Here is a 16,827-nt window from a genome sequence, read left to right as displayed (position 1 = left end):
GTAAAAGCATAACACATATAATGTAATAGGAAGAAATATTTAACATAGTGTGCAATTGTGTTATACTATAAAGATTATTTGTTTATTAAGGAGGAATATAATGGTTGCATTTAAGAAAATGTGGGAGGATGTAGGCCTAATTTTGTCAAATAAAGAATACTCAGATGTAGAAATTGTGGAAAGATTTAATTGTGGATTTACAGTTAAAGAGCGAGATAATATAATTTTTATTACAAGAGATGACTTTGTAGATTTTTGGTGCAAGCTATTATATTATAATGAAGTATCCTTGGAGCAGGTTTTAAAAGAGGATAAATCAAAACCAAAATATATTTACACTATTATAAAACAATTACCTTATATAACAGAAAACTCTGGAGTAATTAAGTTAATACAGTAGTTTTGTTGAAAGTTGCTATATAATGTTATATAATTTTAATAAGCTCATATTCTATGAATATGAGCTTATTAAATTAAAATAATTTTGTGAAAAAGAGGTATAGAAATGGAAATCACAAATGTTAACGCAGAGGATATTATATTTGCTTTAGATATAGGTACAAGATCCATCATAGGAACAGTGGGGGTAATAGCTGAAAAGAAATTTCAAGTTATTGCTGAAAGTTATATAGAACATGAAGAAAGAGCTATGATTGATGGTCAAATTCATGATATTCAATTAGTAGCTAGTGGAGTAAAAAAAGTAAAAAAAGAATTAGAGGGCAACTTAAATAGTTCATTAACGAAGGTAGCTATTGCTGCTGCTGGAAGGTTTTTAAGAACAACTGAAATAAAGTCTGAAATAGAAATAGATGGCGATAATGAAATTGATAGGGAAGTTATTAGAAGTTTAGAGCTTACTGCAGTTAAAATGGCTGAGGATGAAGTAAATAAGTCCACACAAGGTAAGCTTTATTGCGTAGGCTATAGTGTGAAAAATTACTATTTAAATGGATACGTAATCTCAAATCTAAACGCACACAAAGGAGAGAAGATTGCAGTAGAAATAATTGCAACCTTCCTTCCACGCTCAGTGATTGATAGCCTTTATGCTGTTATGGATAAGGCTGGACTTGAAGTTGTAAGTTTAACCTTAGAACCAATAGCTGCTATGGAAGCTGCAGTGCCACAGAATCTAAGATTATTAAATTTAGCCTTAGTGGATATCGGAGCAGGTACCTCGGATATTGCTATTAGTAGTAAGGATAGCATAAGTGCTTATGGGATGGTACCTATTGCAGGAGATGAGATAACCGAAGTAATAGCACAAGCTTATTTAGTAGATTTTAACACTGCTGAAAAGATTAAAAAGCAGTGCAATGGAAAAGACAAAATTCAATTTATAGATGTTTTAGGCTTTGAAAATGAAATAGAGCCAGAGGAAGTATTAAAAATAATTAATCCTACAGTTACGAAGATTTCAGAAGAAATTGGAAATAAGATAATTGAATTAAATGGAGGGAAAGCCCCTAACGCGGTATTTCTAGTAGGTGGGGGAGCACATACACCGTTTATTAAAGAAAATATTGCTAAAATTTTAAATCTACCAATGCAACGGGTTGCAATTAAGGGGAGAGAGGCAGTAGTTGATTGTATATGTGATGGTAACCTTGGAAGCATAGGAGTTACAGTTTTAGGTATTGCACTTATATCAATAAAGAAACTAGGACATGACTTTGTTGACGTCACCATAAATGATAAGATTATAAGTCTATTTAATGCACATAAACATACGGTTATGGATGTAATGGTACAAGCAGGCATAAACCCCAAAATATTGATTGGCAAGAACGGACGTAATATAAGATTTATAGTTAATGGGATAAAACGAGTTGCCTTTGGAACGCTAGCTAAGGGAGCTGAAATAAAGATAAACAAGCTATCTAGCAATATTGATTCTGAGGTAAAAGAAGGCGATGTTATTGATATGGATTTCTGCATTGATGGAAAAAATGCTGAGCCTAAAATTATGGATTTTGTGAAGAATATTCAAGCAGTTGGCTTTTATTTTGAAGATGTAATACAAAACATTGAGCCTGCAGCATTTATTAATGGCGAAAGAGCTTTAATAAACGCTGTAATAAAAGAAGATGACGACGTTAGCATAATATTCCCTACTACCATGCAGGAATATGCAAAGTATTTCCCAGATATTGCAGGTGGTTCAATTTTTATAATGAATAATAAAGAGTTGCAAGTGGATTATATTATAAAAGAAGGGGACAGAATATATAGTGTAATTGTGAAGGATGAAAAAACTGCGCTGCAGGTGGAAGAGTGCAAGGATAAACAAGCGGATATACCCTTTGAAATGAGTAAGGAAATAGAAAAGAAGCAGTCAATAGTTAATGATAACCAGGCTAGCACAAAAGATGTACATACTAAATTAGAAAGCGGAGTGTCAAAAGTTGTAGTTGAAGTTAATAAAAAAAATATTACCCTTAAAAATAAAGAAAAATACATATTTCTAGATATCTTTGATTATGTAGAATTTGATTTGTCTATTTCAAAGGGAAACTTAATACTAATGCTCAATGGAAGTAAAGCTAGTTATTACGAGACGCTAAATAATGGAGATATAATTCAAATATATTGGGAAAATAGCATTATCGCATCTGAAACAAAATAAAATAAATTAGTTATTCTTGTGGATGATTAACAATTAAAGAGGTGTAAATATTGAATTTTTTAGATAGGGCAAAGAATATTGAAAGTGAGTTAATAGAAATAAGGCGCGATCTTCATGAAAATCCAGAACTTGGCTTTGATTTATTTAGAACTTCTCAAAAGGTAAAAGACTTTTTATTAGTGGAAGGCATTGAATTTTATGAGGTAGCTGGAACAGGGATTTGTGCTATTATTCGCGGCAAGGGTGAAAAAACCATTGCGCTAAGGGCGGATATGGATGCACTTCCCCTAGAGGATAAGAAAATATGCAGTTACTCATCTAAAATTCTTGGTAAAATGCATGCTTGTGGACATGATGCTCATACTACTATACTTTTAGGGACAGCTAAAATATTAAATAGTATGAAAGATGAAATTCGCGGCAATGTTAAATTGTTTTTTGAACCAGCAGAAGAAACTACTGGTGGTGCACCATTAATGATTAAAGAAGGAGTACTTCAAAATCCCAACGTAGATGCAATTATTGGACTTCATGTTGAGGAGTGGTTAGAAGCGGGAACTGTTGGTTTAAAAAGAGGCAACGCCTATGCAGCATCAAATCCCTTTACTATAAAAATAATAGGTAAAGGAGGGCATGGTGCAAGTCCACATATGACTATTGATCCTATTGTTATAGCTAGTAATGTTATAATTTCACTTCAAAGTATTGTAAGTCGCGAAATTCCACCCACAGATGCAGCAGTAATCACTATAGGTTCCATTCATGGGGGCACAGCTCAAAATATTATACCAGAAGACGTGACAATATCAGGAATTATTAGAACTACAAAAGGTGAACATAGAGAATATATAAAAAATAGGTTAGTACAGGTAGTAGAGGGCATCACGCACTCTATGAGAGGGAAGTGTGAGATTGATATAGAGGAAAGCTACCCTTGCCTTTATAATAATGATGAACTTGCAGATATGTTTGAAAAAAAATCAAGTGAAGTAATTGGTGAGGACAATGTACATATATTAGACCAACCTACTATGGGAGTGGAAAGTTTTGCTTATTTTTCCAATGAAAGACCAGCACTATTTTATTTTTTAGGAAGTGGTAATGTGGAAAAAGGTATAGTAAATCCGGCCCATGGAAGTTTATTTGACATAGATGAGAGTTGTTTATCAATAGGTGTAGCTATGCAATGTAAATTAGCTTTCGAATTTTTATTGAATTCCTAACCCATATTAGTATATAATTGATACTTGATGTGTTTTTTTAAAATGTAAGTTGATTTATTATAAAATAAATTAGATTATCTGAAGATCGTCATTAGATAAAAGAACGAGAGATAAAAAAAGAAGAGATAGAAGAATTAGGAGGATATGGATGAGGATAGAAATTGGAGCAAATGAAGCAGGACAAAGAACAGATAAATTCATGAGAAAAGTACTTGGGGATGTGCCACTAAGCAGAATATATAAAGCTTTTAGAAAAGGTGATATTAGAGTTAATGGTAACAAAATTAAGGAAAAACATTCATTAGTAGAAGGTGATATTGTTGAAACAAAATATATTACTAGTGATGTTAAAAAAGAAGAGTTTCAAAGAATTGAGAATAACTTAAAAATAACTTTTGAGGATGCCAATATATTAATGGTGGAAAAATGGCCAGGTGTTTTAGTTCACTCTGATAAAGTGGGTGGAGAAGCTACCTTAATAGATTACGTGCTTTCTTATTTATTCGATAAGGGAGATTATAAACCAGAAAATGAAATAACATTTACTCCAGCACCATGTAATAGACTAGACAGAAATACTTCCGGTATAGTTATATTCGGTAAGAATTTCAAATCTCTCAAACTTTTGAATGAAATGATAAGAGAAAGAAACGTTGAGAAATTTTATATGGCACTAGTAAGCAATAGAATTAAAGATGGAGTTTATGAGGGATATATACGTAAAGATGAGGACGCAAACATATCACAGGTATTCGACACTCAAATGCCAAATACAAAGAAAATAGCAATGGAAGTTAAAACCTTGCAAAGCTGTGGTACATTTTCACTAATAGATATTAATCTCCTAACAGGAAGAAGTCATCAGCTTCGTGCACATTTGAGTCATATAGGCAATGCTATTATTGGTGATTCAAAATACGGAGATAAAAAAATGAATAGTTTCTTCAATAACAAATATGGTTTAGATTATCAATTTCTATATGCATATAAGACAACATTTAAGAATTGCCCAGAAGAACTAGCTTATATGGAAAATAAAACTATTGCAGAAAGTTTACCACCAGTATTAAAAAAGATTAAAAAAGACGTATTTAAATTTTAGAGGGCGTTTAGACCACATTACAGCACTGAGGGTGATGATTTAATGAGTGAAAGTACAAATTTAAATAAGCAATCTACCACAAAGGGCTTTGCCATATTAACTGCTGCAGGTTTTATGGTTAAGTTTTTATCGCTATTATATGTTCCTTTTTTGGCAACAATATTAGGCGAGAGAGGGATAGGGGTATATTCTTCTGCATACAATATATTTATATATGTATATATATTGACAAATGCAGGTATTCCTGTAGCTATTTCCAAGATGGTGTCAGAGCTTATAGCACTAGGAAATTATAAGGATGCTGTAAAGACTTTTAAAATAGCTAGATTTTTACTTCTTATATTAGGAATGGTTATGTCAATTCTAATGCTTATTTTTGTGGTACCTATAGCTAATGTAACACAGAGTGCTACTGCAAAATTAGCAATTATGGCACTGGCTCCAACTATTGTATTATCTTCTGTATTATCAGCTTATAGAGGCTATTTTCAAGGGAGAGGAAATATGACCCCTACCGCAGTATCACAAGTATTAGAACAAGTAGCAAATACTATATTTAGTTTGATTTTTGCTGCGTATTTTATAAAATATGGGATAGCAGAAGGTGCGGCAGGCGGAACAATTGGAACATCTGTAGGAGCACTAGTTGCAGTAATATATATGATTAATTTTTATGAAAAAAATAAAGTTTTCAGAGTTCCTAAAGGATATAACCAATTAGATATAAAGAGATTTACTACTAAAAAAATAATAAAAAAATTATTGGGTGTTGCTGTGCCAATGACAATATGTTTAGGAATACAACAATCAGGTTTATTAATTGATTTGTGGTTAGTTAAATCAAGATTGATATCTTCTGGAATGACTAAAGTACAAGCGGATGTATTATGGGGTGTGTTATTTAAATATACAACATTGATAAATGTTCCTATAGCTATTATTTCATCACTTGCCATAACTATTTTGCCGTCTATATCCAGTTTAATGGCACTTAGGGATAAAAAAGCTGTAAGAAATAAAATCAATTATGCTTTCAGGTTATGTTTTTTAGTGGCAGTACCTTGCGCAGTTGGACTTGCAGTTTTAGCAAGCCCCATAGTAGATCTCCTACATTATGGTTCTAGTGTTGGAAGGTTACTTATATACGGATCAGTTGTAATATTACTTATGGCTGTGGTTAGTATTCAAACTTCAATTCTTCAAGGAATCGGGAAAGTCTACTTAGTTACCATTTATGCAATTTTTGGTTTACTAGGGAAAATAATTACAAATTATATTTTTGTAGCAATTCCAAGCATAAACGTATTAGGTGCAATTATGGCCAACGGAGTTAGTTTTGCAATTCTTTTGATGCTGAACTATATAACTATAAACAAGACACTAAGGATTAAAACTAATTTATTTAATCACGCGATTAAGCCTATAATAGCATCAGGTGTCATGGCCATAGTTGCGAGACTAATGTACGGTAACTTTAATTTTATATTTAGTTTTGTTCGCGAAGGAGCTTTTGCGAATGCTGTTGCTTTATTAATTGCTATGATTTTTGCCGTATTAACGTATTTCATCATATTAGTTCTTATAGGTGGAATAACTAAAGAAGATTTAGAAATATTCCCACGTAAGATTACGCGACTTATACCTAATTCTATTTTGAAAAGAATTAGATAAAAACCAAGAACACCTAACAAAGTAGCAAGCCTAATGCTATTAATGCACTAGGCTTGTTTATTTTTTTTTGTGAGTATATGAGAAAATATTAATAGAGAGAAACCCGCAGCGATAATCACTATGTTTTTAGTAATAAACATAGAATTTGGTATAGTATTATCTAAAATTTTTAATACGAAGTATAGGAATATACTAAGACAAATATTGATTGTTAGTTCTACCCCTGAAAACTGTATATAGCAGCTTTTTTTGATGGCAATAATATTCAGTATAAAGCTCACCACGGATGTTATAAGGAGGGTTATACCATAGCCTAAAATATTTATACTTGGAATACCTAATAACACATAAAGCAAGATAAGCTGTAAAACAGCGGTTATTACTGAATTTACTAAAAGAGTTTTCTGTTTGCCAAGTCCATTCAAGATTCCGAAGGTTGAACCAGCCATGTACATGAATGGTGCGCTTAATGCAGCAAGTCGTATGTAGATACCTAAGTCATATCTGTCAAAAAATAGTTTTCCAAGGGAATCTCCAGTACTTAAACATATTATCATAGTTGAAATACCTAGCAAAAGGGAAATCTTTATAACTTCCATTACTCTATTCTCTAGCGCGTTATAATCATTTTTAATAATACTTTTAGAAATATCTGGTGTTAAGATGGTTGCCATGGACATTACAATAATAAAGGGAAAGAACACAATGCTCATAGCCATACCTGAAAACTTACCTATTAGGGCTAAACTGGCAGTATATTCTATGCCTGCATAAACTAGTCTACGGGGTACAATCAAGGTGGACAGTGCTGAAATTATAGTGGTTAAAAACCCATTTAAACTTAATGGCAATGAAACAACAAGAATATTAAATAAAAGTTGAGCTCTTCCTTCTGTTTTCTTTCTGTAATCCCTAAATTTATTTTTGCTTTTTTCATAGAAGATAAATAATAGAATAAAACTTATAAGTTCTCCAATGGTTAAGGAAATATAAGTAGCAGTTACAGTAGAAGTTACGCTTTTTAATGCGAAAAAATTTATTAGTCCAAGTATTATGGCCATTCTTACAAATTTTTCAACTATATCTATGATTGCAGGTACTTTAACATTGGAAATGCCATAGAAATATCCCTTATATATTGAAGAAAGAGCAACGAAAATTAGGGCGGGACAAATAGCCCAAAGGGAATATAGTGTTCTTCCGTCTTTTATTATATATGTGCTAATGTAGGGAGAAAAAAGAAATACTAAAATTGTTATTAAGATAGCCAATGCAAAATCAAATACTAAGGCAGTATGTACAGATTTGTTAAGGTTTCCATAATCATTTATTCCGTAATATGCTGAAGCTTCTTTTGAAATAGCTGTTACCATTCCACCACAAATAAGGCAAATGAATAAATCGTAAATGGGCATTACGAGGCTATATAGTCCCATACCTTCTGCCCCTAATTTTTTTGAAAGTAAAATTGAAAACATAAATCTGAGTATTCCAGCAGTTAAATTTGATACCGTGAGAATTATTGAGTCTCTATAGAAATTATCTTTAATCATAAAAGCCCCCTCTTTCTTTTCACATTAGTAGATAATAGGTATTAATAATTAGTATGTGAAGCTTTATGATTATATTCTAAAAGCACCTGGAAATTAATAAGGATGTAAATATATTAGTCACTGAGTTGATATATTTTTCTTGAGTTTAAATATAAATTTTCTAATAATAATAGTTGAAATTATTTGACATGAGATTTTTTAAAATATATAATACAAATTATAAGATATGTATTTTGCGAAAAAAGTTAATGCAATGCGATTATAAATAAAAAAATATGCATACAAATGTATCTATACGACATTATAATGCAAAATACCTTATAATATTGTGTGGGAATTATTAGGAGGAGTTAAGGTGAGTGAACAGATTATTCAGCAGTACATAAAATCTTCTTTTCTAAAAAGACAATTTTTTAGTCTTAAAGTAATTGGTGCTCTTAAAAATTGCAAGAGGATTAAGGAATATTTGCTTAGTAAGGATTATTTAAGTAAATTTGATAATAATTTGAATTTAATAACCTCTGATGGATATAGCAATGAGGTGGTAAATAGTTATTTGTTATATAAGGGCTATAATAAGGATGGAAGTATTAAGCCTACAAGAAAATATACTATTATAAATGGCGAAATAGTAGAGCATCGCGATGCTATTAATTGCGATATTATTATTTTAGATTTATATGAAAAAAGTATATACCTACATAATCATATTAGAGATGATAATTACATTACAGGCTATTTAGTTAAAGAGGAAAAAATATCTGAAAAAAATAAAACGCTGATTTTTAGCAATGAAAAAGTTAAAATTAATATTAAGAATATTAATAAATGTGAGACTATTAATGCAATTGATGATTTTGTAAATAAATTTATTATGTAAAAGGCTCTCCAAATGGAGAGCTTTTTATGTTAGAATAATTTTATTAGTATATTAGTCACGTAGAAAAATCAACAAGTCAAAATAGACTAGCATAGGATTTGTGAAAATCCTGGGTGTGAATTAAGGAGAATAATAATATGAAATGTTTAATATGCGGGATGAATATAAATATAAACAACTTCAGTATGAATAAAGTTGGCTTATTAGAAACCAATGAAAGAGATCATATTAAATATTGCCCATTTTGTGGTGTAAGTGCGGTGTATTTAAAACCAGAAGACGAAATGAATTTTAAAGAAGAAATGTATAAGGTCCCTGTTGAAAATTTAGATAAGGATACTTTAATAATATTAGAGCATGCTATGAAGCTTGAAATATTTAATTCGGAATTTTATAAGGCAGCGGTAAAGCTTGCTCATAGCTTGGATGTTAAAGAAACTTTTGAAGCGCTCTCAAAGATTGAATATGTACATGCTTTAGTTCATCAAAAGCTAGGAGGTTTCAAACAAATACCTACACTAGTTAATATAGATTACAGTAAACATAAAAGCGACAAAAGCTTAATGGACCTTGCAGAAAATAGAGAGATTCATGCTGTTATGTTTTACGAAAAACAGGGTGGGAAAATAAACAATTCAATTGTTAAACAAGTATTCCACGCTTTAGCTGAGGTTGAAAGAGAACATATACAAATTGCTAGAAATTATTAACACATATACTCTAATCTATGTAAATATATATAGATTAGAGTATTTATAATTTAGGGGGCAAGTATGAAGAAGACCATTGGTTTTATAGTGATTTTAGCTACAATGGCTTTTGCACTGTTTTCATTAAAGGGTTCTTTAAGTGAATATAGGATAACGCTGAAAGATGAAGCTATAAAATCACAGATCCTGTTTAAGGGCTTGAGTGGGGCAGTAGATTTTACGAGTGACAGCGAAGGGAACTATTACGTAGCTTTTAAAGACAGTGTACAGTACATCGATAAAACTGGCAAAGCATATAATATGTTTACAAACAAGCAATTAAGTATAACTAGTTTAGATTATAACAATAGTGTATTGTATTATGCATCCGGTGCAATGGTATATTCTTATGATTTAAAGTCAAAGGAAAGTAGTGAAATAATTAAGAAAATACCAAATTATGGGGATTATAATAAGAGTTTAATTAAAATTAATGGAGAATATCTATTTGTTACTATAGGGTCGGCTACAAATTCCGCTGTAGTGGGGCCAGATAATTCGTGGCTTAAGGATTTTCCAGATAATCATGATGTTTCACCAAAAAATATAACTATAAAAGGAATTAATTTTGGAGAAGAAGAAACAGGATCATTTGTTTCATATAAAACTAAAAATATAAAGGGGCAAATTGTAACGGAACATAAGCCTGGAAATTCATCCATAATAATTTACAATTTAAAAACTGGAGCGCAGGGAAATTTTGCTTGGGGTATAAGAAATATAAAGGGCATAGATTTCAACAGCGAGGGAAAAATAGTAGTTACTGTTGGAGGAATGGAGGATAGAGGTCTAAGACCTGTGAGTGGAGATAGTGATTATATATACCAAATTAAAAAAAATGCATGGTATGGTTTTCCAGATTATAGTGGTGGAGATCCGATAAGTTCCCCAAAATTTAAAGGGATAAATAATAGCACTATACCATTTATTCTAGATCTGCAACCTACAACAAACCCACCTGCACCAATTTACCAACATAGTACAGTAGATAGTTTGGTAAGTTTATCAGTTGATGGAAAAGGAACACTTGGAGAAAAAGGCTGTATATATTTTTATGAAAAGAATGATAATAGTATCTATAGTTTAAATAAAATCAATGCACTTAAAGAAAGGATTAACTTTGGAAGTGGCACCTATATATCTAGCATGAAGTTTTTTAATAATCTAATTGTTTTAGACTCTAAGAGTGGGTATATATCTAGTATAGAAAAAAAGCAAAGTGATGATACTCGCAAAGGAATGCAAAGATGTAATTACTATTTATTAACTATTGTTATAACTTTAATAGTTTGCATACTTGTGGGACACGGCAAAAAGAACTAGAATAAAATAAATATATATTGTTGCAACTTATTAATATGTTTTCAAAGTAAATTTAGTGTATACTAAATTAAGAGGTGAACAGGGTGAAGAAAAAAATTGAAGCTACTTATGGAAAAACTTTAAAAGCCTTAATGATAACAGTAAATCCAATTAAAAAAAAGATTATGAAAACTCATTGTATTGTGCATAAGTTTATAAATATTCAAGCTATCGAAATATTAAAAAATAAGGAATATGATGAAGTTCATAATTTTTACAAATCACATATAAAGGAATTAAATAATGGAGTGACCTGGGCAGATCAAGATTTTAAGAGCTCAAATCATTTTTATCATCATTATAAGGGTACTGGCCTTTATGGATTTTCAAATGCATTAACTGAATTCCAAAAATATTATAATAGGGCTTTAAAATTTGTGGAGGCAGGGGACATTAGGCAAGGAATGTTTTATTTTGGAGCAGCCTGCCATTTAATTCAAGATGCTACAGTTCCACAACATGTGAACAATAAACTGCTGAAAAGCCATAGAAATTTCGAACTTTGGATTATAAGTAAATTAATGAGTGATTATTCATTTCCTATTTTCAATGAAATAATTGAGGAGGATAATATAGAAGACTATATAAAAAATAATGCATTATTTGCTAATAAAACTTATATTTCTTACGCAAATTTAAAGAACAAGGAAGAAAAGTACAATAAAATATCTGTACTTATAGTGCAGAGGGCACAAAAGACTACAGCAGGCTTAATGTTGAACTTTTATAATGAAATTAAGAAATAATTCCTTTATTTTAGAGGAATTATTTTGTTTTTGAAGAATAATTTAAAAACAAGTAAAATATATAAAATTATATTTGATGAGGGGGCCAATAATTGAATAGGGAGGTTTTTATAAATTTAGAGAAAGAAATTTTCAAAGGAAATGTATTAGACATAGGTTTTTCTAATCATGGAATCATTTACAATATATGCAAACAATATATTGATGATAGCAAAAGCGTAGAGTATATAGAAGGCAAATGGGATAAGATAAAAATAGATAGGGGTTCCTATGACACCTGTGTATTATTCCTTACTTTAAGTGATATAAAATTTACACAAAGTAAAAAAAATTTGATAAAAGATGTATATAAATTTTTGAAAAGTGATGGGGTATTATATATATGGGACATAGATAAGGGCTTTGCTAAAACCTTTAATTCTAGAATAAATATTATGTTACCAGATAAAAGTACAAAAAAAATAAATTTAAGAGATTTAAACTTATTTAAAAATAGCTCTAAAGAAAATACAATTAAAATCTTGCAGCCTTATTTTGAAATAATGACTATGAAAAATTCTGACAATATTTATTACATGATATGCAAAAGGAGAGAGAAATCAAAAGATGAAAGTATTATTAGTGGGGATTAATTCCAGATTTACACATAGTAACCTTGCAATTAGGTATTTAAAAGCGTTTACTAAAGATTTGAATTATCAGTGTCTTATAAGAGAGTTTTCTATAAATGATAGAGTGGAGAGAATTGTTCAAGAAATTATAGCAGAAAAAGCGGATATTGTGGCTTTTTCTTGTTATATATGGAACAGAGATTATGTTAAACAAATATCTGATTTGCTCAAACTTATAGATAATAATATAAAATTGCTATATGGAGGGCCAGAAGTATCTTTTGACAGTGAAAATTATTTAAAAGATAGTTTTGCAGATTATTTAATTGAAGGAGAAGGGGAAGAGACCTACAGAGAATTTATAGAATATATGATAGCAGGTATTGACCTTAAAGGTATTAAAGGGTTGTATTACAAAGAAAATGACGAAATATTGTATGGCGGGAAGAGAAAGCTTATGGATTTAAATAAGCTTGTTTTTCCATACACAAGCGATGATGATTTAAATAACAAAATAATATATTTCGAAGCTTCACGGGGATGCCCATTTAATTGTAAATATTGTCTTTCTTCAACTATCCGTGGAGTTAGGTTTATGGATTTAGAAAGGGCTAAAAAAGATTTAAAGTTTTTAATAGATAGGAAGGTAAAACTTGTAAAATTTGTTGATAGAACTTTTAATTGTAGTGACGAATTTGCTATGGGAATTTGGGAATATTTGATGAATTTAGATACGCAGACCACTTTTCATTTTGAAATCTCAGCGGATATATTAAGTGATAAGCAACTTAAACTTTTAGAAAAGGCGCCAAAGGGTAGATTTCAGTTTGAAGTAGGAGTTCAGACTACAAATAATGAAGTATTAAAAAATATAAACAGATTTGTGATTTTTGAGGATATAAAAAAACAGGTAATGGAACTAAATAAATACGGAAATATAAAGCAACATTTAGATTTAATTGCAGGACTTCCTGGGGAGAACTTTGAATCCTTTAAAAAGTCGTTTAATGATTTGTACGTCATAGAGCCGGATGAAATACAACTAGGGTTTTTGAAAATATTAAAAGGTGCGCCTATGAAAGATGAAGCAGAGAAATGGGGGATCGTACACTCAAACTATACTCCTTATGAGGTGCTGAAAACTAAAGATATAAGTTATGATGAGATCATTCTTCTAAAAAGGGTCGAAGAGATGGTGGATAAATACTATAATTCTGGGAAATTTAAAACTATATTGAAATATTTTATTCCTAAATTTGAATCTGTCTTTGATTTTTATTTGTGTTTAGGCACGTTTTTTTATGATAGGGGTTATCTTAGTAGAAGTATATCTTCTGTAGATTACTATAAGATGTTTATTGAATTTAATGAAGAGAAATTTAATAAAGAAAAACTTAGTGGTGAAAACTTAGCTTTAAAAGAGATTGTTAAATATGACTATCTTAAATATAACAAAAAAAAGTGGCTTCCAGATTTTTTATTTAGAGATGTGAATAAGGAAATAGAAAGAACGGTTAAAGACAAGTTTCTTCAAAATAACATTACAAAAAATGCAAATAACATCCATGTTGAGAAATTTATGATTAATATTTTAGATTATATAGAAAATAATATTATTTGTGAGGAACCTCATTATTTAATTTATCACATTAATGATGAGGAAAATATAGTGGACATAACTTCTATTATAGATTAAAGGTTAAAAACAAATAATGAGTTACAAAAAAGTATATTATTCCTTTAAAATGACATATATTGCAACTGGATATGTTAATATTAAGAATATTCATTGATTTTAAAAAAAAGAAGTTGAAATTTATATTAATTCTAAGTATAATACAAGTTGTATTCAATACTACATAAAGTATGATAATAAATACCATACTCAGTATTTACTATTATAAAAAGTATTAATAATTGAACTATACTCATTATACCTATTTAGGTACATCAAAATAAGTAAACTAGCAAACTTGCTTGTTATTTATTGGAAGGTGCCTTCTTAGAAAAAAGGTGGTGATATTTTGGCATTAGAGGCAATAAAAAGTATAAAAAATGCGGAGCAGCAAGCAGCAGATAATATTAGTAAGGCAATTGACCGTAGTAAAGAGATAATAAAAAAATCTGAAATTGAAGCTGAAGCTCAGTACAAAAGGGTTCTGGATGCTGCCAAAGAAGAGACTAAAAAAATAATCGAAAATGCTAAAGAAGAAGGTAGAATAAGTTCTGAACCAATTTTTGAAAAAGGTAAAATAGAGGTAGAGAATATACTCAATTTAGATAGTGGGAAATTTACTATGGCAGTTAATACGGTGGTTGAGAGGATAGTGAAAAGCAATGGCAATAGTTAAAATGAGTAAATTTACATTATTAGCCTTTGAATCACAAAAAGAAACTTTGTTAGATAGCCTTCACAAATTTGAAAATGTTCAATTTATAAATTTACAAAAACTTGAAGAAGAGCATTTACAATCGCTTGTAAAAGACTCGGAAAATGAGAAAGTTTCTTATTTAGAAGGTGAACAAGCAAAAGTAAAATTTGCTCTTGAGCTATTACTAAAACATACAGAAAAAGAAGGCGCTATAAAATCTTTAGTCAAGGGCAAGAGTATATTGGATTATGGGCAGTTAGAGTCACTAGCTAAAAAATCAAACTATAATGAAAACTATAAAAAGCTAAAAGAGAAAGATGATTATTTGTTACAAATGAAAAGTGAAAAATCTAAGATTAATTCTGAAATAGAAGTATTAACTCCTTGGATACCACTCGATACAACTTTTGAAGATTTAAAAACATTAAATTCCACCATATTTCTAATGGGATCATTACCAAAAACTTTTAAAGAAGCTTTTAGAGAAAAATTTGAAAGTGAAATTCCATACTCGTACTTAGAAATTATTAGTGAAGTTAAGGAGGCTATGAATGTAATTCTTATAGTTTATAAAGGTTATGAGGATAAAGCTAAGGAAATACTTAAAAACTATAATTTCAGTAATATTAATTTAAAATATGATGGAATTCCAGCACAGGTGGTCAGCGAATATAAGGCTAGATTAGAAGAGATATCAAAGGAAGAAGAAAGAGTAAACGTTGAAATAAAAGATGACTGTCAGTATTTAGAGGATTTTAAAATAGTATCTGAATACTTATCAAATAAACATATAAAGGCATCTGCTTGTGAAAATTTCTTAAAAACAGAAAGTGTTGTTGCTATAGAGGGGTGGGTACCAACAGGACTCACAAGTGAATTAGAACAGTCAATAGTGGCTATAACTAAAGAAAACTTTTATTTAGAGCTAGAAGATGCTACGAGTGAAGATATTGACGTACCTATACTCTTAAAAAACAATGCAATTGTAGAACCTTTCGAGATAATAATATCAATGTATAGTTTACCTGAATATTCAGAGATAGATCCAACACCTGTAATGACACCTTTTTATATGTTGTTCTTTGGGATGATGCTGGCCGATCTTGGGTATGGGATAGTAATGTTTATAGCCTGCGCAGTTGCATTAAAGATGTTTAATTTAGATGAAGGTCAACGAAAATTTGTTAAATTTTTCTGGTTATTAAGTATACCAACAGCAGTGGCTGGTGTAGTTTATGGAAGTTTCTTTGGAGATTTAATTAAATTTAAAAGCTTAATTAATCCTGGAGAAGATATATTGAAATTACTTATTATAGCTATAGTAATAGGTGCAGCCCAGATTTATTTTGGTCTTGCAGTTAAAGGTTATATATTAATTCGCGATGGTAAGCCAATGGATGCTATTTATGATGTTTTAACATGGTACGCAGCATTAACTGGAGCATTTTTATTTATACTTGGAGCAGCTTTAAAATTAAGCCCAGGTGTAATCAATATGGGTAAATGGGTAATGATTATAGGAATGGTTGGACTTGTATTAACACAAGGAAGGTCAAACAAAGGTATAGGCGCAAAGCTTGGTGGAGGCCTATACGGTTTATATGGTATATCAAGCTATATAGGAGATTTGGTTTCATATTCAAGACTTATGGCACTAGGACTTGCTGGCGGATTTATAGCAGCTTCCTTTAATATGCTTATTAAAATGATACCATCACCATTTAATATTATTTTTGGAGTATTTATATTTGTGTTTGCGCAAACCTTCAATTTATTATTAAGTGCATTAGGAGCTTTTGTTCATAGTGCAAGACTTCAATATGTAGAATATTTTAGCAAGTTTTATGAAGGTGGAGGAAAAGCCTTCAATGCATTTAAACCAAAAAATCAATATATTAGTGTAATAAAAGAAAAGCAAATATAAGGAGG

At 30.3% G+C, this 16,827-nt stretch carries 14 protein-coding genes; 13 read left to right on the top strand and 1 reads right to left on the bottom strand.

Features of this window, described 5'->3' with window-relative positions:
- The first annotated feature begins 100 nt into the window (after positions 1-100).
- The 5 genes from KPL50_RS14665 to KPL50_RS14645 all read left to right on the top strand — a co-directional run bounded on the left by KPL50_RS14665 (position 101) and on the right by KPL50_RS14645 (position 6,625).
- Complete coding sequence (locus tag KPL50_RS14665) at positions 101-400, top strand: hypothetical protein (RefSeq protein WP_216299280.1); 300 nt, start codon at positions 101-103, stop codon at positions 398-400.
- 105 nt (positions 401-505) lie between these two features.
- A complete protein-coding gene (locus KPL50_RS14660; protein WP_216299279.1) occupies positions 506-2,629 on the top strand; it encodes a cell division protein FtsA in 2,124 nt (707 codons plus the stop codon).
- Positions 2,630-2,679: 50 nt separating this feature from the next.
- A complete protein-coding gene (locus KPL50_RS14655) occupies positions 2,680-3,852 on the top strand; it encodes a M20 family metallopeptidase (protein ID WP_216299278.1) in 1,173 nt (390 codons plus the stop codon).
- Between the two features lie 148 nt (positions 3,853-4,000).
- Positions 4,001-4,954, top strand: a complete 954-nt coding sequence (locus tag KPL50_RS14650; protein ID WP_216299277.1) for an RluA family pseudouridine synthase — start codon at positions 4,001-4,003, stop codon at positions 4,952-4,954.
- A 42-nt stretch (positions 4,955-4,996) separates the two neighbouring features.
- On the top strand, positions 4,997-6,625 hold the full coding sequence (locus KPL50_RS14645) for a polysaccharide biosynthesis protein (RefSeq protein WP_216299276.1): 1,629 nt from the start codon (positions 4,997-4,999) through the stop codon (positions 6,623-6,625).
- A gap of 47 nt (positions 6,626-6,672) precedes the next feature.
- Here the strand turns inward: KPL50_RS14645 and spoVB are convergent, their stop codons facing one another.
- Positions 6,673-8,178, bottom strand: a complete 1,506-nt coding sequence (gene spoVB / locus KPL50_RS14640) for a stage V sporulation protein B (RefSeq protein ID WP_216299275.1) — start codon at positions 8,176-8,178, stop codon at positions 6,673-6,675.
- Between the two features lie 355 nt (positions 8,179-8,533).
- Between spoVB and KPL50_RS14635 the strand changes: the two genes are divergently transcribed.
- The 8 genes from KPL50_RS14635 (at position 8,534) to KPL50_RS14600 (ending at position 16,822) form a co-directional block, all read left to right on the top strand.
- Positions 8,534-9,058 (top strand): hypothetical protein, encoded by a 525-nt coding sequence (locus KPL50_RS14635; RefSeq protein WP_216299274.1) that lies wholly within the window; start codon positions 8,534-8,536, stop codon positions 9,056-9,058.
- A 137-nt stretch (positions 9,059-9,195) separates the two neighbouring features.
- Positions 9,196-9,768 carry a ferritin-like domain-containing protein gene (locus KPL50_RS14630; RefSeq protein ID WP_216299273.1) on the top strand — a complete coding sequence of 191 codons (573 nt, stop codon included), beginning with the start codon at positions 9,196-9,198 and terminating at the stop codon, positions 9,766-9,768.
- Between the two features lie 63 nt (positions 9,769-9,831).
- The gene (locus KPL50_RS14625; protein ID WP_216299272.1) at positions 9,832-11,130 is read left to right on the top strand and encodes a hypothetical protein; all 1,299 of its coding nucleotides are present in this window, start codon (positions 9,832-9,834) and stop codon (positions 11,128-11,130) included.
- A gap of 83 nt (positions 11,131-11,213) precedes the next feature.
- A complete protein-coding gene (locus KPL50_RS14620; RefSeq protein ID WP_216299271.1) occupies positions 11,214-11,915 on the top strand; it encodes a zinc dependent phospholipase C family protein in 702 nt (233 codons plus the stop codon).
- A gap of 92 nt (positions 11,916-12,007) precedes the next feature.
- Positions 12,008-12,547, top strand: coding sequence for a class I SAM-dependent methyltransferase (locus KPL50_RS14615; protein WP_216299270.1), 540 nt, complete (start codon positions 12,008-12,010; stop codon positions 12,545-12,547).
- Positions 12,522-14,222: a B12-binding domain-containing radical SAM protein gene (locus KPL50_RS14610; protein WP_216299269.1), complete on the top strand. Its 1,701-nt coding sequence runs from the start codon at positions 12,522-12,524 to the stop codon at positions 14,220-14,222. Before KPL50_RS14615 ends, KPL50_RS14610 begins: the two co-directional genes overlap by 26 nt.
- A 328-nt stretch (positions 14,223-14,550) precedes the next feature.
- Positions 14,551-14,877, top strand: a complete 327-nt coding sequence (locus tag KPL50_RS14605; RefSeq protein WP_216299268.1) for an ATPase — start codon at positions 14,551-14,553, stop codon at positions 14,875-14,877.
- A 1-nt stretch (position 14,878) separates the two neighbouring features.
- Positions 14,879-16,822: a V-type ATP synthase subunit I gene (locus KPL50_RS14600; protein WP_253200633.1), complete on the top strand. Its 1,944-nt coding sequence runs from the start codon at positions 14,879-14,881 to the stop codon at positions 16,820-16,822.
- Positions 16,823-16,827 lie beyond the last annotated feature (5 nt).

Origin of the sequence: Clostridium sp. CF012 (assembly GCF_018861755.1) — a bacterium.
Lineage (GTDB): Bacteria > Bacillota > Clostridia > Clostridiales > Clostridiaceae > Clostridium_AD.
This window is presented reverse-complemented; position numbering and strand designations above follow the sequence as displayed.